Annotated in this window: 15 protein-coding genes; 13 read left to right on the plus strand and 2 right to left on the minus strand. The window is 52.3% G+C overall.

Annotated elements, in window-relative coordinates; translation table 11 throughout:
* The first annotated feature begins 24 nt into the window (after positions 1–24).
* From carB to JDF658_RS08165, 8 genes are all read left to right on the plus strand, one after another.
* On the plus strand, positions 25–3,216 hold the full coding sequence (gene carB, locus JDF658_RS08130) for a carbamoyl-phosphate synthase large subunit (RefSeq protein ID WP_078665943.1): 3,192 nt from the start codon (positions 25–27) through the stop codon (positions 3,214–3,216).
* Positions 3,217–3,229: 13 nt separating this feature from the next.
* Entirely contained in the window at positions 3,230–4,183 is a 954-nt protein-coding gene (argF, locus tag JDF658_RS08135; RefSeq protein ID WP_079907147.1) for an ornithine carbamoyltransferase, read from the plus strand.
* Positions 4,184–4,238: 55 nt separating this feature from the next.
* Complete coding sequence (locus JDF658_RS08140) at positions 4,239–5,039, plus strand: hypothetical protein (protein ID WP_079907148.1); 801 nt, start codon at positions 4,239–4,241, stop codon at positions 5,037–5,039.
* Positions 5,040–5,094: 55 nt separating this feature from the next.
* Positions 5,095–6,297 (plus strand): argininosuccinate synthase, encoded by a 1,203-nt coding sequence (locus tag JDF658_RS08145; protein ID WP_079907150.1) that lies wholly within the window; start codon positions 5,095–5,097, stop codon positions 6,295–6,297.
* 81 nt (positions 6,298–6,378) lie between these two features.
* Entirely contained in the window at positions 6,379–7,764 is a 1,386-nt protein-coding gene (argH, locus tag JDF658_RS08150) for an argininosuccinate lyase (RefSeq protein WP_078665947.1), read from the plus strand.
* Between the two features lie 21 nt (positions 7,765–7,785).
* The gene (gene dapG, locus JDF658_RS08155; RefSeq protein ID WP_079907151.1) at positions 7,786–8,982 is read left to right on the plus strand and encodes an aspartate kinase; all 1,197 of its coding nucleotides are present in this window, start codon (positions 7,786–7,788) and stop codon (positions 8,980–8,982) included.
* A 109-nt stretch (positions 8,983–9,091) separates the two neighbouring features.
* Complete coding sequence (thrC, locus tag JDF658_RS08160; RefSeq protein WP_079907153.1) at positions 9,092–10,591, plus strand: threonine synthase; 1,500 nt, start codon at positions 9,092–9,094, stop codon at positions 10,589–10,591.
* 15 nt (positions 10,592–10,606) lie between these two features.
* Complete coding sequence (locus JDF658_RS08165; RefSeq protein ID WP_078665950.1) at positions 10,607–11,329, plus strand: demethylmenaquinone methyltransferase; 723 nt, start codon at positions 10,607–10,609, stop codon at positions 11,327–11,329.
* 40 nt (positions 11,330–11,369) lie between these two features.
* Here JDF658_RS08165 and JDF658_RS08170 read toward each other — a convergent pair whose 3' ends face one another.
* The gene (locus JDF658_RS08170) at positions 11,370–12,095 is read right to left on the minus strand and encodes an SDR family oxidoreductase (protein WP_079907155.1); all 726 of its coding nucleotides are present in this window, start codon (positions 12,093–12,095) and stop codon (positions 11,370–11,372) included.
* A 2-nt stretch (positions 12,096–12,097) separates the two neighbouring features.
* A complete protein-coding gene (locus tag JDF658_RS08175; RefSeq protein ID WP_078665952.1) occupies positions 12,098–12,751 on the minus strand; it encodes a YkgJ family cysteine cluster protein in 654 nt (217 codons plus the stop codon).
* Positions 12,752–12,850: 99 nt separating this feature from the next.
* On the opposite strand from JDF658_RS08175, the gene gatC reads away from it, so the two are divergent.
* From gatC to JDF658_RS08200, 5 genes are all read left to right on the plus strand, one after another.
* Positions 12,851–13,132, plus strand: coding sequence for an Asp-tRNA(Asn)/Glu-tRNA(Gln) amidotransferase subunit GatC (gene gatC, locus JDF658_RS08180; protein WP_078665953.1), 282 nt, complete (start codon positions 12,851–12,853; stop codon positions 13,130–13,132).
* A 13-nt stretch (positions 13,133–13,145) separates the two neighbouring features.
* A complete protein-coding gene (gatA, locus tag JDF658_RS08185) occupies positions 13,146–14,603 on the plus strand; it encodes an Asp-tRNA(Asn)/Glu-tRNA(Gln) amidotransferase subunit GatA (RefSeq protein WP_078665954.1) in 1,458 nt (485 codons plus the stop codon).
* Between the two features lie 17 nt (positions 14,604–14,620).
* Entirely contained in the window at positions 14,621–16,075 is a 1,455-nt protein-coding gene (gatB, locus tag JDF658_RS08190) for an Asp-tRNA(Asn)/Glu-tRNA(Gln) amidotransferase subunit GatB (RefSeq protein WP_079907157.1), read from the plus strand.
* 137 nt (positions 16,076–16,212) lie between these two features.
* Positions 16,213–16,908 carry a copper amine oxidase N-terminal domain-containing protein gene (locus JDF658_RS08195; RefSeq protein ID WP_079907159.1) on the plus strand — a complete coding sequence of 232 codons (696 nt, stop codon included), beginning with the start codon at positions 16,213–16,215 and terminating at the stop codon, positions 16,906–16,908.
* A gap of 89 nt (positions 16,909–16,997) precedes the next feature.
* Positions 16,998–19,116 (plus strand): PQQ-binding-like beta-propeller repeat protein (locus tag JDF658_RS08200; protein ID WP_200805658.1); only part of this gene is annotated, 2,119 nt, incomplete at its 3' end.

The raw sequence follows: 19,116 nt of genomic DNA on the forward strand, positions 1-19,116 counted from the left end.
ACCAGGAAACAAAGGGGGAGGAGCATGCCCAAAAGACAGGATATTAAAAAAGTGCTGGTAATCGGTTCCGGGCCCATTATCATCGGCCAGGCGGCGGAATTCGATTATGCCGGTACCCAGGCTTGCAAGGCTTTGAAAGAAGAAGGGCTGGAGGTAGTGCTGGTCAATTCCAACCCGGCGACCATTATGACCGATGCCAATATGGCGGATAAAATTTATATCGAGCCATTACAGTGGCAGACGGTGGCTCAAATCATAGAAAAAGAACGGCCTGATGGACTGTTACCTACCCTGGGTGGACAGACTGGCCTGAATATAGCTGTTGAACTGGCGGAGAAAGGGATTTTGCAGCAATATGGTGTCGCCCTGCTGGGAACTCCCCTGGAGGCGATCAAGCGGGCTGAGGATAGGGAATTATTCCGGGCCTTAATGCTGGAGATCGGTGAACCTATTCCTCCCAGTACCATCGTAGAAACAGTAGATGCTGCCCTGGCCTTTGCCGAGGAGATTGGCTATCCGGTGATCGTCCGTCCCGCTTATACCCTGGGAGGATCCGGGGGCGGAATTGCCCATAATGCCAGGGAACTGGCGCAAATCGCTGATAAGGGCTTGAAGTACAGTGCTATCGGGCAGATTCTGCTGGAAAAAAGCGTGGCCGGCTGGAAGGAAATCGAGTATGAGGTAATGCGGGATAGTGCCGATAACTGCATTACCATTTGTAATATGGAAAACATCGACCCGGTGGGAATTCATACCGGGGATTCCATTGTTATCGCGCCTTCCCAGACTTTAAGTGACCGCGAGTATCAGATGCTACGCACTGCCGCACTGAAGATAATCAGGGCCTTAAAAATTGAGGGTGGATGTAATGTCCAATTCGCCTTAAATCCTCACAGTTTTGAATATATAGTAATCGAGGTTAATCCCCGGGTGAGCCGCAGCTCGGCCCTGGCGTCAAAAGCGACTGGTTATCCCATTGCCAAGATGGCGGCCAAAATTGCCATTGGCCTGACCCTGGCTGAGTTGACTAACCCGGTTACTGGTAAAACCAGTGCCTGCTTTGAACCGGCCCTGGACTACTGTGTAGTCAAGATTCCCCGCTGGCCGTTCGATAAATTTCCCACGGCTGACCGGCGACTGGGAACTCAGATGAAGGCTACCGGGGAAGTGATGGCCATTGAACGCAGCTTTGAGGCCGCTTTACAAAAGGCAATCCGCAGTCTGGAAATCGGTTTGGACAGTTTGCAATTGCCCAAACTGGGTGCTCTTTCCGATATGGCCATCGAACACCGGCTGCAAGAAGCCGATGATGAAAGGCTGTTTGTGGTGGCAGAGGCTTTTCGCCGCCATTTTACCGTGAAAGAGGTTTATCAGCTTACGAAAATCGATCCCTGGTTCCTGGAAAAGATTCGCGGTCTGGTGGAACTGGAAAGGCAAATCAAAAAAACGCCCTGGGGTCAGGTAACTTCGGAATTTTTACAGTTGGTCAAAAGCAAAGGTTTCAGTGATCGGGCCCTGGCTCGCTGGTGGGGAGTAGAAGAACGTGAAGTGCGGGATCGGCGGGCAGAGTGGGGCATTCGCCCGGTTTATAAGCTGGTGGATACCTGTGCTGCTGAGTTTGAAGCAGCTACTCCCTACTATTATTCTTCTTATGAGCAGGAGGATGAAGTAGAAGTCAGTACCAGACCGAAAGTGGTGGTGCTGGGCTCGGGGCCGATCCGCATCGGTCAGGGGATTGAGTTTGATTATTGTTCAGTCCATTCTGTCTGGGGTTTGCAGGAACTGGGTTATGAAACCATTATTATCAATAATAACCCCGAAACAGTGAGTACGGATTTTGATACGGCGGATAAATTATATTTTGAACCTCTGACAGTGGAAGATGTTCTGCATGTAATTGAAAAAGAACAGCCTCTGGGAGTGATTGTACAATTCGGCGGCCAAACTGCCATTAATCTGGCAGCCAAACTGGAGGCGGCCGGAGTGAAAATCCTGGGTACGTCCGTGCAGTCCATTGACCTGGCAGAAGACCGGGAAAAATTCGCTGCCCTGTTAGCTAAACTGGGAATTCCCCAGACGGAAGGCAAGGCGGTCTTCTCGGTTACAGAAGGGGTGGAATGGGCCCGGCAGCTGGGTTATCCCCTGGTAGTGCGTCCTTCCTATGTTCTGGGCGGCCGCAATATGGAGATTGTCCAAAAAGAAGAGGAGCTGGTCCACTATTTAACCACAGCAGTGGAAATCACCCCCGAACATCCGGTGCTGATTGACCGCTATCTGCTGGGGCGGGAAGTCGAGGTAGATGCCATCGGTGATGGTAAGGATATATTTATTCCTGGCATTATGGCCCATGTGGAGAGGGCGGGGGTGCATTCCGGGGACTCCATGGCGGTTTATCCGGCTCAGGGTTTAAGCCGGGAAGAGGAAGAACTGCTGGTGGATTATACCTTGCGGATCGGTCGGGCCTTGCAGGTATGTGGTCTTATCAATATTCAGTATGTGATCAGCAACGGTCAGGTTTATGTGCTGGAAGTCAACCCACGGGCGTCCCGGACGGTGCCGGTGTTGAGTAAAGTGACGGCAGTGCCCATGGTGGCGGTAGCTACCAAAGCCATGCTGGGAGAGAGCCTGACCAAACAGGGGTATTATCATGGCCTCAAGCCCCCCTCTCCCTGGATTACTGTCAAAGCCCCTGTTTTTTCCTTCGAGAAACTGGGCGGGGTGGAAATCTCCCTGGGCCCGGAAATGAAGTCCACCGGTGAGGTAATGGGCACAGCGGCGGAGTATCCTGCTGCCTTGCTGAAAGCCATGCAGGCCGCCAATATCAAGTTGCCTGCGGGCGGAACGGTGTTCTGGTCGGTAGCGGATTGGGACAAGGAGGAAGCGGCCCGGCTGGCTGCTCGCTTTGCCGCTTATGGCTTCCAGCTGGCAGCTGCAGGAGATACCTGGCGCTATTTCGCGGAACGGGGATTACAGGTAACGGAACTTGAAGAAGACCTGACAGCGATCAGAACTGGTCGCATTCAGCTGGTAATCAATACACCTACCCAGGGGAAAAATCCGGGGCGGCGGGGCTTCCAGCTGCGCCGCACGGCAGCGGAATATAGAATTCCGTGCTTAACTTCTCTGGATACGGCCAATGCGGTATTGCAGGTGCTGGAGTACCTGGCTGCCGGCGGCACGGCTGAACCCCTGGAACTGGCGGTATATACAGGTTAAGGAGGCATAAACAATGGCATTAGCATTAAATGAAATTCAAAAAGCCATGCAGGGGCGGGATTTTCTCTGCATGTCTGACTATACCAGAGAAGAGTTGAAGGAAATGATTGCTCTGGCTCTGCACCTGAAAAAAGAACAGAAAATGGGGGTATCCCACCCCATTTTACAGGGCAAAACCCTGGCCATGATTTTCCGCAAATCTTCGACCCGGACCAGGGTGTCCTTTGAAGTGGGCATGTATCAGTTAGGAGGCTATCCCCTCTTTTTGAGCAGCAATGATATTCAGCTGGGACGGGGGGAACCGATTGCTGATACTGCGCGGGTGCTGTCCCGCATGGTGGATGGCATCATGATCCGTACCTTTGCCCAGGCCGAGGTGGAGGAGCTGGCTCAGTTTGCCGATGTGCCGGTAATCAACGGCTTGACCGATCTGCTGCATCCCTGCCAGGTGCTGGCTGACCTGATGACCATCCAGGAATACAAAGGCAAGCTGGTTGGACTGAAGCTGGCCTATGTGGGGGATGGCAACAATATGGCCCATTCCCTGCTGATTGGTGGGGCCAAGATGGGGATGAAGGTAGCGGTGGCCAGCCCGGAAGGCTATCTGCCTCAGGCGGAAATTGTGGCTAAAGCTCAGGCCTTTGCCGCTGAAAGCGGTGGGGAAATTCTGGTTACTACTGATCCGGTGGAAGCAGTAACGGATGCCGATGTGGTCTATACTGATGTCTGGGCTTCCATGGGGCAGGAAGCAGAAGCCGAGGAGCGGGCCCGGATCTTCCAACCCTATCAGGTCAATGAGGAACTGGTAGCCAAAGCCAGGGCAGATTATCTCTTCCTGCACTGTCTGCCGGCCCACCGCGGGGAGGAAGTAACCGCCGGGGTAATCGATGGTCCCAATTCAGTGGTGTTTGATGAGGCAGAAAACCGGCTGCATGCCCAAAAGGCTCTGCTGGCCCTGTTGTTGTAGAACAGGCTTCCTCTCGCCCTGTCCAAATGATATAATGGGGACAAGGGGGGGGAGGATGGTGAAAAATAGAAATCCTAAACTGATCTGGTGGAACAGGATAGTTAACGCAGCTTTACTGGTAGTTATGCTGATTTCAGCCTATAGTTTATTCTTTCCGACAAGGGATCCCAATTATTTTAGTGGATCTGCCTTGCTGAAACAGGTGGAGCAATATGCCCGATCAGGCTTGGATAAAAAGGCACTGGAACAGGCCAATACCCTGGATTATACCAATATCTATACCATCGGCTTTGGCCAGGCTAACCTGCTTTCCCTGTGGCCACCCGGGACTGAGACCGTCAGGATGCTGGCCAAAGAACTACTACAACTTGAACCCGCGGATGATGCAGATTTCCGGCCCGAGTTTGCTGTACGCATCGGTTATGTGGAAGAAAAAGGTGATAAGACGCGGCTTACCGGCTTTTATTATGACCGCCGCGGCCTGGTCAAAAGCGGTAATCAGGTTTACCGCCTGTCAGCGGCCGGACAGCAGTTGCTTAACCAGGAGCTAGATGGCTGGGTGGCATTAACGGAGGTTAGAAATGGGTTTTATTTAGCTGCTTGCCGGCGAAACTGGTCTGCTCTAGAGCGTTTTGCCGCACCGGCGGTAATAGAGGCAGTCCGGAAAGGTAAAATTCCCGCTGGGGAACCGGTGGAAATTGGATATAAGTTTAATGAGGTACAACATTCAGGAAAGAACCAATTTGTAGAGGCAAATATAGAGGATACTATAACTTTAAAAAACGGGCGTAAATTTGCTGCCAGGTTGACTTATAAGATAATTAACGGGCGCTGGCAAATTACCGGGTTGAATTAAAATACAGAAAAGGGTATAATATTTCCTGAGTTTTTATAAAAAGGAGACGGTTGGCGTGAAAAAAGTGGTGCTGGCATATTCGGGGGGATTGGATACTTCCATCATTATCCCCTGGTTAAAAGAAAATTACGGTTATGAAGTAATTGCCATGGTTGCCGATTTGGGGCAAGGGGAGGAACTGGCTCCCCTGGAGGAAAAGGCCATTAAATCCGGGGCCAGCAAGATTTATATTGAAGACTTGAAAAAGGAATTTGTTGAAGATTTCATCTGGCCTACTCTGAAAGCAGGGGCCGTTTATGAAGGCAAATATTTGCTGGGTACTTCCTTTGCCCGCCCCTTGATTGCCAAGCGGCTGGTGGAAATTGCTCGCCAGGAAGGGGCGGAAGCGGTGGCTCACGGAGCTACCGGCAAAGGCAATGACCAGGTACGGTTTGAACTGACCGTAAAAGCCCTGGCCCCTGATTTGAAGATCATTGCTCCCTGGCGCCTGTGGGATATCCGCTCCCGGGAAGATGCCATTGATTATGCCCAGGCCCGGGGTATTCCCGTACCGGTGACCAAGGCCCGGCCCTATTCCATGGACCGTAACCTCTGGCATTTGAGCCATGAAGGGGCTGATCTGGAGGATCCCTGGAATGAACCGCAAAAGGATGTATTGATGCTGATTACCCCGCCGGAAGAAGCTCCGGACCAGCCGACCTATGTGGAGCTGGAATTTGAACAGGGCATTCCGGTGAAGCTGAACGGTGAAGCTCTGGATGGGGTCAGCCTGATTGAGAAACTGAATGAAATCGCCGGTGCCAATGGTGTGGGTGTGGTAGACATGGTGGAAAATCGCCTGGTGGGGATGAAATCCCGGGGAGTTTATGAGACTCCGGCCGGCACTGTCCTCTATGCTGCCCACCGGGAATTAGAACTGCTCTGCCTGGACCGGGCCACTTTGCATTATAAGGACCTGGTAGCCCAGCGCTATGCTGAACTGGTATACGATGGGGTCTGGTATCATCCCCTGCGGGAAGCCATTGATGCTTTTGTCAATGTGACTCAGAAGACGGTGACCGGTACCGTACGGTTAAAGCTGTACAAAGGCAGTTGCACACCGGCAGGAGCCAGGTCGCCCTATTCCCTCTATCACCAGGAGCTGTCCACCTTTGGTCGGGACGAAATCTACAACCAGAAGGATGCGGAAGGCTTTATCAATCTCTTCGGCCTACCCCTGCTGGTACGGGCGATGATGGAGGAAAAAAATCGCAAATAGCGCAAGCAGCCGCCAGGCTCTGGCCATCGGGCCAGGCCTGGCTTCGTACTATCCAGCTAATTAACGAAGGAGGAGACAGAGGTGGGTAAACTCTGGGGTGGCCGCTTTGCCAAAACCACAGATAAACTGGTGGAGGATTTTCACTCTTCCATTCATTTTGATCAGCGCCTCTATCGCCAGGATATCCTGGGCAGTATTGCTCATGCCACCATGCTGGGCGAACAGGGGATTATCACTCCGGCTGAGGCGGACCAGATTATAGCTGGCCTGAAAGAGCTGCTGGCGGAGATTGAGGCCGGGAAAGTCCAATTTGATGTAGCTGCGGAAGATATCCATATGAATATAGAAAAGCTGCTGACTGAAAAAATCGGAGCAGTGGGGAAAAAGCTCCACACCGCCCGCAGTCGCAATGACCAGGTGGCCCTGGATATTCGCCTGTATCTGCGGGAGGAGATCGGACAAGTCAAACACCTGTTGCTGGAATTGATTGAAACCTTGCTGGAACTGGCCCAGCAACATACGGAGACGGTGATGCCCGGCTATACCCATTTACAACGGGCTCAGCCTATTACCCTGGCCCATCACTTGCTGGCCTATATTGCCATGTTCCAGCGGGATGTGGAAAGGCTGCAGGATGTCCTGAAGCGGGTAAATGTCTGTCCCCTGGGATCGGGGGCGCTGGCCGGCACCACTTTTCCCCTGAACCGGGAAAGGGTAGCTGAGTTACTGGATTTTCCGGCCATTACCATGAACTCTCTGGATGCCGTCAGTGACCGGGATTTTGCCATTGAATTCTGTGCTGCTGCTTCCCTACTGATGATGCATCTCAGCCGTTTCAGTGAGGAAATCATCCTCTGGTCCAGCAGTGAGTTTGCTTTTATTGAACTGGATGATGCTTTCAGTACCGGCAGTTCCATTATGCCGCAAAAGAAAAATCCTGATGTAGCAGAACTGGTGCGGGGCAAGACCGGTCGGGTTTATGGTGACTTGATGGCCTTGCTGACAGTGATGAAGGGGTTGCCTCTGGCCTATAACAAGGATATGCAAGAGGATAAGGAAGCGCTCTTTGATGCCATCGATACGGTTAAGGGTTGTTTGCTGGTCTTTACTCCCATGCTGGCAACAATGAAGGTACGGGAAGATAATATGCGCAAGGCTGCTCAGGGTGGCTTCACCAATGCCACCGATCTGGCAGATTATCTGGCCAAAAAAGGGGTGCCTTTCCGGGAAGCCCATGAAATTGTGGGTAAAGCAGTGCTTTATTGTGTAGAGCAGGGCAAGGCCCTGGAGGAAGTAACACTGGAAGAATACCGGCAAATGTCACCGGTGTTTGCAGAAGACCTTTATGAGGCTATCAGTATTGATTACTGTGTCCAGGCCCGGCAGGTACCGGGAGGACCGGCGCCGGCAGCTGTCCGGATCGCATTGCAGCAAGTGGAAAAATGGCTGGCGGCCAGTAGACAATAGAGCTTGTGGGGAGGGAGTATGGTGAAAATCATTGTGCAGAAATTCGGCGGTACATCGGTAGCAGATGGGGAAGGCAGGGCCCGGGCTATTGAGCGCATTCTGGCCGCCAAAGCAGAAGGCTATCAGCCGGTGGTAGTGGTTTCAGCTATGGGGCGCAAGGGGGCTCCCTATGCTACTGACACCTTGATTAGCCTGGTGAAAGAAATTAATCCAGAGGTTAATCCCCGGGAGCTGGATTTGCTCATTTCCTGCGGAGAGATTATCTCTACAGTAGTTATGGCTCATACCCTCAATAGCATGGGCCACCCGGCCATTGCTTTAACTGGCGGCCAGGCCGGGATCAAGACTGATGCCAATTTTGGCAATGCCCAGATTTTAGAGGTTGACCCCATGCCCATCCTGCGCCAGGTAATGGATGATAAAATTGTGGTGGTTGCGGGCTTTCAGGGGATAGCTCCTGATGGCAGCATAACAACCCTGGGCCGGGGCGGCAGTGACACTACCGCTACCGCACTGGGGGCAGCCTTACAGGCTGAAGTGGTGGAAATCTATACCGACGTGGATGGGGTAATGACCGTTGATCCCCGGGTGGAGCCGGAAGCCAAGATTCTGGATGAAATTTCCTATCGGGAAGTGTGCGAAATGGCCTATCAGGGGGCGAAAGTTATTCATCCGCGGGCCGTTGAAGTGGCCATGAGCCGCCAGGTACCCATTCGCATTAAAAATACCTTTTCTGATGCCAAAGGTACCCTCATTTCCCAGTCTGCTGCTGAACGGGTCATTACCGGGATTGCCCACCTTACCGGGCTCAGCCAGGTCCGGGTTCTTTCCAGCCGGGATGGTCAGCAAAACTGGCAGCTGGTGCGAGTCAAGCTGTTCCGGGTGCTGGCGGAAAAGGGCATCAGTGTGGATGTAATCTCTGTTCTGCCCGATGGGGTATACTTTACGGTGTCTCAGGCCGATGGTTTTAAAGCCTGTCAATACCTGCATGAAGCAGGATTCGCCTGTGAACTGGTGGAAAACTGTGCCAAGGTATCGGTTATCGGTGCCGGGATGCAAGGGGTTCCAGGGGTAATGGCGGAAATCATGGAAACCCTCTATAGTGCCGGAATAGATATCCTGCAAACTTCGGACTCGGATATCACTATTTCCTTCCTGGTACCGGAAAGTCAATTGAAAGAAGCGGTTCATGTTTTGCACCGCAAGTTAGGCTGGTAAGAGAGCAGGGTTCGCCCTGCTTTTTTCCTCATCAGGCAGGAAAACTGATGATGAGGGCGAATAGTATAAGATTATGCCGTTAAGGTAAAGTAGGGAAAGGGGAAGGTTTATGCAGTATATCAGCACCAGGAATAATTTCCGGCCGGTCAGCGCTGCAGAAGCCATCAATCTGGGCATGGTGCCTGCTGGAGGCTTGTTTGTGCCGGAAAGTTTTCCGCAATTCAGCAGGGAAGAGTTGACGGAACTGGTGGAAAGTTCGTACCAGGAGCTGGGAGCAGCCATCCTGGAGCGCTATCTGACCGATTATAGTCGGGAAGAAATTCGCACTTGTTTACAACGGGCCTATAATGCCAGCAGTTTCGCTCATCCGGAAATGGCCCCGGTGGTTTCACTGGCGGAAGACATCCACATCCTGGAACTCTGGCATGGGCCCACGGCAGCCTTCAAGGATATGGCCCTGCAGCTGCTGCCCCATTTGCTGGTGACAGCCAGACACAAACTGGGAGCGTCCAGGGAACTGGTAATTCTGGTGGCCACTTCCGGAGATACCGGCAAAGCCGCTCTGGAAGGGTTCAAGGATGTTCCCGGTATTCGCATTATGGTCTTCTATCCTCAGGGGGGAGTAAGTCAGGTCCAGGAACGGCAGATGCTCACCACCGGTGGACAGAATACCCGCGTAGTTGCTGTAACTGGCAATTTTGATGATTGCCAGAATGGGGTCAAGGCCATTTTTGCTGACGCAAGTTTGCGGAACTATCTGGCTGACAGGGGCTTTGAGCTTTCATCAGCCAATTCCATCAACTGGGGGCGCCTGGTACCGCAGATTATCTATTATTTCAGTGCCTACTTGCAGCTGGTGCGACGGGGCCGAATTGTGCTGGGCGACGAGGTCAATGTGGTGGTACCCACCGGAAACTTCGGCAATATCCTGGCGGCCTGGTATGCCAGAAGGATGGGGCTGCCGCTGGGCAAGCTGATCTGCGCCTCCAATGAAAATAATGTACTGACTGATTTTTTCCGAAACGGTACCTATGACCGGCGCCGCCAGTTCAAACTGACCAACAGCCCTTCGATGGATATCCTTATTTCCAGTAACCTGGAACGTTTTCTCTATGACTTAACTGGAGGGGATGGGGAGAAAATCACCCTCTGGTTTAATCAGCTGGCAGAAACGGGGCATTATACGGTGGATGAGCAGACCCGCCAGGCCATAGCGGAAGTACTCTGGGCCGGCTGGTGTGACCAGGAAGATACACTGAAGACCATTGCTGAAGTGTTTGACCGTTATCACTATACCCTGGATACCCATACGGCCGTTGCCTACAAAGTTTACCAGGATTTTCTTCAGGCCAGTGGTGATAAGCGGCCTGCGGTAATTGCCGCTACTGCCAGTCCCTTTAAATTTGTCAGCAGTGTGCTGTCCGCTCTGGTCAGCGCCGGGGACAGAGAGGGGCTGGATGAATTTGAACAGCTGAATATGCTCAGCCGCATTAGCGGCCTGCCCCTCCATCCCGGTTTGGCTGGCCTTAAGGAAAAAGAGGTGCGCCATAACTGGCAGGCTGGCAAGATGGAGCTGAAATCCCAGCTGCTTTGCTGGCTGGGTTTATAGGAGGAAAAGAAAACGATGTCTTTACCCAGTAAGGAACAGAAAGAAAGCTATGTACGGGAAATGTTCAATGCTATTGCCCGCCGCTATGATTTGATGAATACCCTGATGACCTTTGGGCTGGACCGGCGCTGGCGCCGCTTTGCCGTAGCCCGTTCCGGTATGGGACCTGGAAAACAGGCTCTGGATATTTGCTGTGGTACCGGCATGCTGGCCATGGCCCTGGCAGAAGCCGGTGGTCCTACAGGCAGGGTGGTTGGTCTGGATTTTTCGGAAAATATGCTGGCTGTAGCCCGGGAAAACCTGCGCCATTTTCCCCTGCAGGAGAATATCACCTTGATTCAGGGCAATGCCATGGCCCTGCCCTTTGCCGACAATAGCTTTGATTGTGTAACTGTGGGCTGGGGCCTGAGGAATGTACCTGACCTGGACCAGGTCTTGCGGGAAATGACCCGGGTGGTAAAGCCCGGGGGCATGGTGGTCAGCCTGGATATGGCTAAACCCAGTGCTCCGGTTTTTAAGGAACTCTACTGGTTTTATTTCGAGAAACTGGTCCCGCTGATGGGAAAATTCTGGGCCGGAAGGGCCAGTGCCTACAGCTATCTGCATGACTCGGCCAGGGTTTTCCCCCATCAGGCTGAGCTGGCCCGGCGCTTTGCTGCTGCCGGTCTGGTGGATTGTCGCTACCATGATTTGACCGGCGGCGTGGTAGCGGTAGTGGAAGGACGGAAACCCCGGTAAAAAAGCTCCTGCCCTGGTTGGGAGGGCAGGAGTTTTTACTTTAAAGATAAATCATTTTTCTGGTCATACCACCATCGATAATGAAGTTTTGCCCGGTAATAAACCCGCTTTCGTCGGAAAGCAAAAACCAGGCCAGGGCAGCTACATCTTCAGCTTTGCCCACCCGGCCGACTGGATGTTGCTGATGGTCACTGCTGGTTAGAGCTTCTGGATTATTTACTTCAATCCAGCCAGGGCTGATGCAGTTAACCCTCACTTCCGGGCCCAGGCTCATGGCCAGGGCGTGGGTTAAGGCATAGATGCCCCCTTTGGAGGCAGAATAGGCTTCTGTATTGGGTTCGGACATGAAGGCCCGGGTAGAGCAGAGGTTGACAATTGCCCCCTGCCGTTCTCTGAGGTGGGGGGCAGCATATTTAGCGCACAGGAAAGTTCCTGTCAGGTTAACGGTTATGACCCGTTCCCATTCAGCTAAAGTCAATTCAGCCAATGGCTTGTTACATGATATGGCTGCATTATTGACCAGATAATCTATGCCCCCAAAATAAGCGACGGTAGCCTGTATTGCTTCCCTTACCTGGGGTTCTGAGGCGATATCGACCAGGAAGAATTTAATTTTGCCATGATGCTGCAGTTCCGCTTCTGTTTCCTTTCCGGCCTGTTCAGCGATATCCCAGATAGCGACCTGAATTTGTTGCTGAAGTAGTTTAAGGGCAATAGCTTTATCAATACCATGGGCGCCACCGGTAATAATAGCTGTTTTCTTCATGGTTATCTCCTTTCTAGAAACTGACTTAAAATCACTTCGCCATAATCCTTTTTCTCAGCAAAAGGCCCCGGATCCCAGTCAGACAGCCTGACCCGGGGCTGCCAGCCTTCGTGAAAGTAAAGTTCGGCTCCGCAGGCTTGTGTAGCCAGCAGCCACTGTCGGACCAGTTCATCTTCTCCCAGATTGACGATAGTATTGCGCAGCCTGGTAAAGTTTTTGCCCGCCGGGGAACAGAGATAGGTTTGACAAACCAGCGGCCGGGCCTGATAAACCCGGCAGGTGCCGGTAGTTTGATCCAGAAAGATACAGGCGCCCTGTTCGTCTCTAGCCAGACTGATATCCACCGCCCTGCCCTGGACATAAATGTAAGCATGGCTGTTGAGAAAAGAGAGCAGCTGGGCAGGAGCAGGGTACTGGCCATGGAGATGGCGGTATAATACAAGAACGTCAATATAGGTTAGCGGGATTCGCTCATAACAACAGAGGTCACAGCCTTTACATTGCCGCACAGGGGCTCTGGTCCGCCGGGACGGACCATTTTCGATGAATTCATTAATCGCCTGTAAATAGTCTGCTATCGTGGCAGAAGGGTCCAGGATGCGCAGGTCATAGCCCTGGTTGCCTTTGATTTCTGCTGGAAAAATTTCAACTTTCATTGCTGGCCTCCAATCCCTGTTGATTTGCCCATTTTCCCGAATTTTGCTATAATGAAATTTATGAATTGCCGAGAAAATGCCAATAAGGAAGGTGAAACCATGATCACCAAACAGGATGTCGAACACGTCGCCATGCTGGCCCGTTTGGAGCTGACTGAAGAAGAAAAAGAGATGTTTACCCAGCAGCTCAATGCTATTTTAGAATATGCTGACCAGTTGAAGCAACTGGATACCAGTGAGATTCCTCCCACTGCCCACGCTATTCCCATGCAAAATGTCTTCCGGGATGATGAGGTCAAGCCCGGTTTAAGCAATGAGGAGGCTGTGGCTGCTGCGCCGGAAGCAGAAGATGGCTTCTTTAAAGTGCCGAAAATAGTCTAAGGAGGGACAGGCATTGAGTTTACATACATTGACGGTGGAACAGGCCAGTCAAATGCTGGCCAGGAAAGAAATCAGCAGTGTGGAGCTGACCCGGGCCATACTGGACAGGATTGAGCAGGTGGACAATCAGGTCCAGGCCTTTGTCACTGTTACCAGAGAACAGGCTCTGGCCCAGGCGGAGGAAATTGACCGCAGACGGCAACAGGGGGAAGAACTGGGACCGCTGGCCGGGATTCCCTTTGCTCTCAAGGACAATATGTGTACCAGAGGGATTCGCACTACCTGCTCGTCTAAAATATTACATAATTTCATTCCCCCCTACAATGCCACAGTCTGGGACAAGCTGCAGGCAGCCGGGGCGGTTCTGGTGGGCAAAACCAACCTGGATGAGTTCGCTATGGGTTCATCCACGGAGAATTCAGGCTTTTTCCCTACCCATAACCCCTATGACCTGGAGCGGGTGCCCGGAGGGTCTTCCGGGGGTTCGGCTGCAGCAGTGGCAGCCGGGGAGGCGCTGTTTTCCCTGGGTTCCGATACCGGGGGCTCTATTCGCCAGCCGGCGGCTTTTTGCGGGCTGGTAGGATTAAAGCCCACTTATGGCCTGGTTTCCCGCTATGGCCTGATCGCTTTTGCTTCCAGTCTGGATCAGATCGGTCCTTTTGCCCGTACGGTACGGGATTGTGCCCTGATTACTCAGACCATTGCTGGCCACGACCCCAAAGACTCCACTTCGGCAGGCTTGCCTGTGCCTGACTATCTGCAGGCTTTAGAAGGCGGGGTCAAAGGGCTGAAAGTAGGGGTACCGAGGGAATATTACCAGGTAGAAGGTATTCAGCCGGAAATTCGGGCCGCAGTGGAGAAGACCATCAAGGCTCTTGAAGATCTGGGGGCAGAGGTAGGGGAATGTTCTTTGCCCCATACCAGGTATGCTCTGGCAACCTATTACCTGATTGCCCCGGCGGAAGCCAGCTCCAACCTGGCCCGTTATGATGGCGTGCAATACGGCCTCAGGGTTGAAGGGGAAGACATCGTGGAGATGTACAAAAAGACCCGCAGTCAGGGATTTGGCCCGGAAGTCAAGCGTCGCATCATGCTGGGGACTTATGCATTGAGTTCCGGCTACTATGATGCCTATTATCTCAAAGCTTTAAAGGTACGGACCTTAATTAAACAGGATTTTGACCAGGCGTTTGCCCGGTTTGATGTATTGCTTTCACCTACTACTCCGACGGTAGCTTTCAAATTCGGGGAAAAGGCTGCCGATCCCATCTCCATGTATCTGTCCGATATCTTTACCATGTCCTCCAACCTGGCAGGGATTCCGGCCATCAGCATACCGGTAGGGCTGACAGATGGCTTGCCAGTGGGGGTGCAATTTATGGGCAAGGCCTTTGACGAAGCCACCCTGTTCCGGGTCAGCTATGCAGTGGAACAGGCCTTGTTGCCGGCCCCATTGTATCCCCAACTGTAATTGCGGAGGTGTGGAAGATGCCATTAAAGGATTACGAGATCGTCATCGGTCTGGAGGTTCACGTTGAACTGAAAACTAAATCCAAGATCTTTTGCAGCTGCCCTACCGAATTCGGCGGGAGCCAGAATACGCATGTCTGCCCTGTTTGCCTGGGTTTGCCAGGGGTTTTGCCTGTCCTGAACCGGCGAGTAGTGGAATATGCCATTAAGGCTGGTTTGGCCTTGAACTGCGAAATCGCTGAATTCAGCAAGTTCGACCGCAAAAACTATTTTTATCCTGACTTGCCCAAGGCCTATCAGATTTCCCAGTACGATTTGCCCATAGCCAAAAACGGCTATCTGGAAATCGAAGTAAATGGCGAAACCAAACGAATCGGTATCACCCGTATCCACATGGAAGAGGATGCTGGCAAGCTGGTGCACCAGGGTGCTGCCAATATCAGCGGGGCTGATTATTCTCTGGTGGATTATAACCGGACGGGAGTGCCGCTGATTGAGATCGTCTCCGAACCGGATTTGCGCTCACCGGAAGAGGCGCGCCTGTATCTGGAAAAACTGAAGGCGATTATCCAGTATACCGAGATTTCCGATTGCAAGATGGAAGAGGGCTCTTTGCGCTGTGATGCCAACGTTTCCTTACGGCCTATTGGCAGCAAGGAATTTGGCACCAAAACGGAGCTGAAGAATATGAACTCCTTTAAGGCCCTGCAACGGGCCCTGGAGTATGAAGTGGAACGCCAGGCTGCCATCCTGGATGAAGGGGGCAGAATCGTTCAGGAAACCCGGACCTGGGATGAAAACCGGGGGGTAACCCTGAGCATGCGCTCCAAGGAAGAAGCCCATGATTACCGCTACTTCCCGGAGCCGGACCTGGTTCCGCTTGTAATCGACCGGGCCTGGGTGGAGGAAATACGCCGTTCCTTGCCGGAACTGCCGGACGCCCGGCAGCAGCGTTATATTCAGGAACTGGGCCTGCCCGCTTATGATGCCGGCGTGATCACCGCTTCCAAAGCGATGGCCGACTATTTTGAGGCCTGTCTGCAGTACCATCACGATGCCAAGGCCATCAGCAACTGGCTGATGGGGGAATTCTCCCGCCTGCTGAATGCGGAGGGGATGGAAATCCAGCAGTCCAGGATTAAGCCACAGCAGCTGGCCCAGCTTTTGAAGCTGCAGGAGAACGGTACTATCAGTGTCAAGATTGCCAAGACGGTGTTTGAAGAAATGTTTGCTACTGGCCGGGAACCGGAGGAAATCATCAAGGAGAAAGGGCTGGTGCAAATCAGTGACGAGGGGGCCCTGGCGGCCATTGTGGCTAAAGTAGTTGAGGCCAATCCCCAGTCGGTAGTGGACTACAAGGCCGGGAAAGAAAGAGCTATCGGCTTCCTGGTCGGTCAGGTGATGAAGGAAACCAGAGGCAAGGCCAATCCCCAGCTGGTGAACAAATTGCTGGTGGAGTATTTGAACAAATAACGAAAAGTTCGGGCTGTCGACAAAGTTTCGGCAGCCTATTTTGTTGGTTTTTGTCGCCTTGTATACAGGATTTGGCAGCAGGAAATCAGGGAGAGGAGGGGAATATGTCATAAAAAACCAGCAAGGGGGAGTTGTTTGTGAAAAAAGTCCTTATCTCTTTTTTATTTGTGGTGTTTTTATTGCCAGCGACGATGGTCTGGGCCTGGGAGGACCATATCATCCTGGGGCGTACCTATGATGGGGAGGTGGATACCACCCATACCATTCCCGGCTATACCCTGGAGCAAATGCTGAAGTTTCTTTACTATGAGGCTAGCAATGTCGAGGAGATCCTGGCTATTGATGGAGTGCCCATCAGCAAAACAGCATGGAAGAAGTACGGGGGAAAAATCAATCCGAAGGTGAAAAAGCCCGACCCTATTGATACTACGCCGAGGGATCCGAGTATACCGATAGAAGTTAGTTTTTCCAACGGACATGTATTGTTTTTTCTGGATCAAAAGCCGGTGATGTACAAGAACAGGGTGATGGTACCTTTAAGAAGGCTGGCAGAGGCTTTCCGGGCTAACCTGGAATGGGATGGCCGGGAGCAAAAAATTACACTGCAGAGGGATAATACGATGATAATAGTTAAGATTGGTTCCAACAAGATGATTATTAATGGGGAAGAGAAAACGATGGATGTAGCGCCATATATTCTGAACAAAAGAACGATGGTTCCGGTCAGGTTTATTAGTGAGGCATTTGGCCATAAAATTTACTGGGACGGAAATGCAATGGCCGTAATTATTTATGTTGATACAGATTTCGAACCTGGAGGATATAGTCAATGAGAAAAAGATTTATTTACCATTTTTTGTTCATTTTCATATTTTTTAATGCAGCTAGTGCGAATCTCAATATAGATCACGAAGATTCTATTATGTTCGGTAATAAAGAAAATAGAAAACGAATATTTTATGATCCCACCTTTCCGCCTATTACCACCCAGTGGCAGGTGCAGCTGGCGCCAGCGGGTAAACCCGGGGAACCACCTATCCTGGGCCAGCCGGTTATTCTCAGCCAGGAGCAAAAAATCTACATCAAAGCCGGCCAGGAAATCCTGGCCTTAAACCTTAACAGCGGCCAGATCCTCCAGCGCAAGCAGATTGAAACCGCAGCTACCTTTCCTTCCATCTCCTCACCCACCTACAGGCAGGGCCGCCTCTTCTTTGGCACCAGGGCTAGTGGCATCTACGCCCTCAATAGCAGCCTGGCCCAGACCCTCTGGCATCTGCCCCTGACCGCTAAAGTTTCCTCCTCACCCCTGCTAGTGGACAACCTGGTCATCCTCGGGGCCACCAATCAACGCACTTACCTTATAGACCAGCTCCAGGGGACTCAAATAGGCAGCTCACCCATCTTACAGCAAGGGGAAATCACCTCTTCCCCTTGTCTGTTTGGCAATGCTTTTGCTATCGGTGTGGATGGAACGGCTCTAAATGGCTCGGTCCAGGCCTATGACCTGCAGGGACGGCTGCTCTGGACCTATAACACCAAAACCGGGGTACCGGCTTCTATAGCCACTGATGGCAATTATCTTTATTTTTCCGATAAAAAAGGCCGCTTCTATGCCTTAAATGCTCGTACCGGCAGAAGGCAGTGGTTGAATGAAAGTTTCTTTAAACCGGCCAATTTCATCAACAACTCCCCCGCCCTTTATCAAAACCGCCTCTATTTCGTTATTAACCAGTACAACGGCCAAAAAGCCAGAGTAGTTTGTCTCAACAGCACCAATGGCCTTCCCCTTGCCGGCTGGCTTCAGCGGGACCTGGCGGCGGATAGCTGGGTTTCGCCTATCATCTGGTCAGCTGCCAATTTGCTGCTGGTAGCAGATGATAGCGGTACTGTCTATGGCCTGGATCTCACAACCGGCCAGGAGCGGCCCTGGTATTATGACCGGCAACAGGGCAAGACCGTCAGCCGGGTTAACCTGGGAGCTCCGGTTACAGGGGAAATGGCTTTAGCAGGGGGATATTTGCTGGTAGCCACCCTGGATGGTAAGTTACACGCTTTCGGTAACCAGGGCCTGCAAAACCTGATGGTCTCCGGTTTAACCAGCAGCAGCCAGGAGATAGAGAAAGGCAAGACCTATCAGACCCGGCTGCTGGTCAGTGCCCGCGATGTTAGCCGGCCGCTGATAACAAAACTGGAACTAAAGCTGGACGGTCAGACGGTGGCCAGCCAGAACCTGACCATAAGCCCCGGTGATGGCAGGCCCTGGCAGGAACGGGGTCGGACCGTAGAGGTGGAAATCCACTGGCAGGTCCCGGCTAATCTGCCGGAAAAAGATAGCCATACTCTGACCGCCATCGTTAATGGGGACCGGCAGGCCCACTGGCTGAATCAGAGCCAGCCTTTTGTAGAAACCACTTATGCCGATAATACCACCAGTTTAAAGCTCAATGGTTCCCTGGTTAACCTTAGAATGCTCAGCTTATCTTACCCGTCTCCCATCAGTCCCGGACAGAGCTACCAGGGGACAGTACAGGTGGAAAACCAGGGTAGCCGCCCGTTATCGACAACACTGAAACTGACCCTTAACCAGCGTCAGGTAGCATTATTGCCTGTAACCCTGGTAGCGAAGGAAAAGAAGGCGGTCAGCTTTGCCATCAAGGCACCGAACACTACCGGTTCCTTTAACCTAACTGCATGGATTAATCCTGACCGTCAGATTAAGGAGAAAAACTATCAGGACAACAGTCTGAGCAAGGCCATCCAGGTTCGTCAGGAAGTTAGGGAAGAACAGGGCCAGCTGACCGTCAGCGGCAGGGCGAAACCGGCCCAGATCAAAGCCGGACAGGTATTTGCCCTGGTGGTGGAAACGGCCACCACCCCTTATACCTGGGAAGAAACTGTTTATGAACAGCAGCCTGATGGCAGTGTTGTAGAAAAGAAAGTTAGACGAAGTCGGCCCTGTCCGGGAGCAAAATATGTACAGGCCCGCTTTCCTGATGGACAGCAGGTGCTGCTGGAACCGACAAATCCGGCCGGGACACCGG

It is taken from the genome of Carboxydocella sp. JDF658 (assembly GCF_002049395.1).
Classification (GTDB): domain Bacteria; phylum Bacillota.

Excerpts from the sequence above, each read along its gene's own strand:
- carB (WP_078665943.1), top strand. The coding sequence starts at position 25 with ATGCCCAAAAGACAGGATATTAAAAAAGTGCTGGTAATCGGTTCCGGG.
- argF (WP_079907147.1), top strand. The coding sequence starts at position 3,230 with ATGGCATTAGCATTAAATGAAATTCAAAAAGCCATGCAGGGGCGGGAT.
- JDF658_RS08140 (WP_079907148.1), top strand. The coding sequence starts at position 4,239 with ATGGTGAAAAATAGAAATCCTAAACTGATCTGGTGGAACAGGATAGTT.
- thrC (WP_079907153.1), top strand. The coding sequence starts at position 9,092 with ATGCAGTATATCAGCACCAGGAATAATTTCCGGCCGGTCAGCGCTGCA.
- JDF658_RS08165 (WP_078665950.1), top strand. The coding sequence starts at position 10,607 with ATGTCTTTACCCAGTAAGGAACAGAAAGAAAGCTATGTACGGGAAATG.
- JDF658_RS08170 (WP_079907155.1), bottom strand. The coding sequence starts at position 12,095 with ATGAAGAAAACAGCTATTATTACCGGTGGCGCCCATGGTATTGATAAA.
- JDF658_RS08175 (WP_078665952.1), bottom strand. The coding sequence starts at position 12,751 with ATGAAAGTTGAAATTTTTCCAGCAGAAATCAAAGGCAACCAGGGCTAT.
- gatC (WP_078665953.1), top strand. The coding sequence starts at position 12,851 with ATGATCACCAAACAGGATGTCGAACACGTCGCCATGCTGGCCCGTTTG.
- gatB (WP_079907157.1), top strand. The coding sequence starts at position 14,621 with ATGCCATTAAAGGATTACGAGATCGTCATCGGTCTGGAGGTTCACGTT.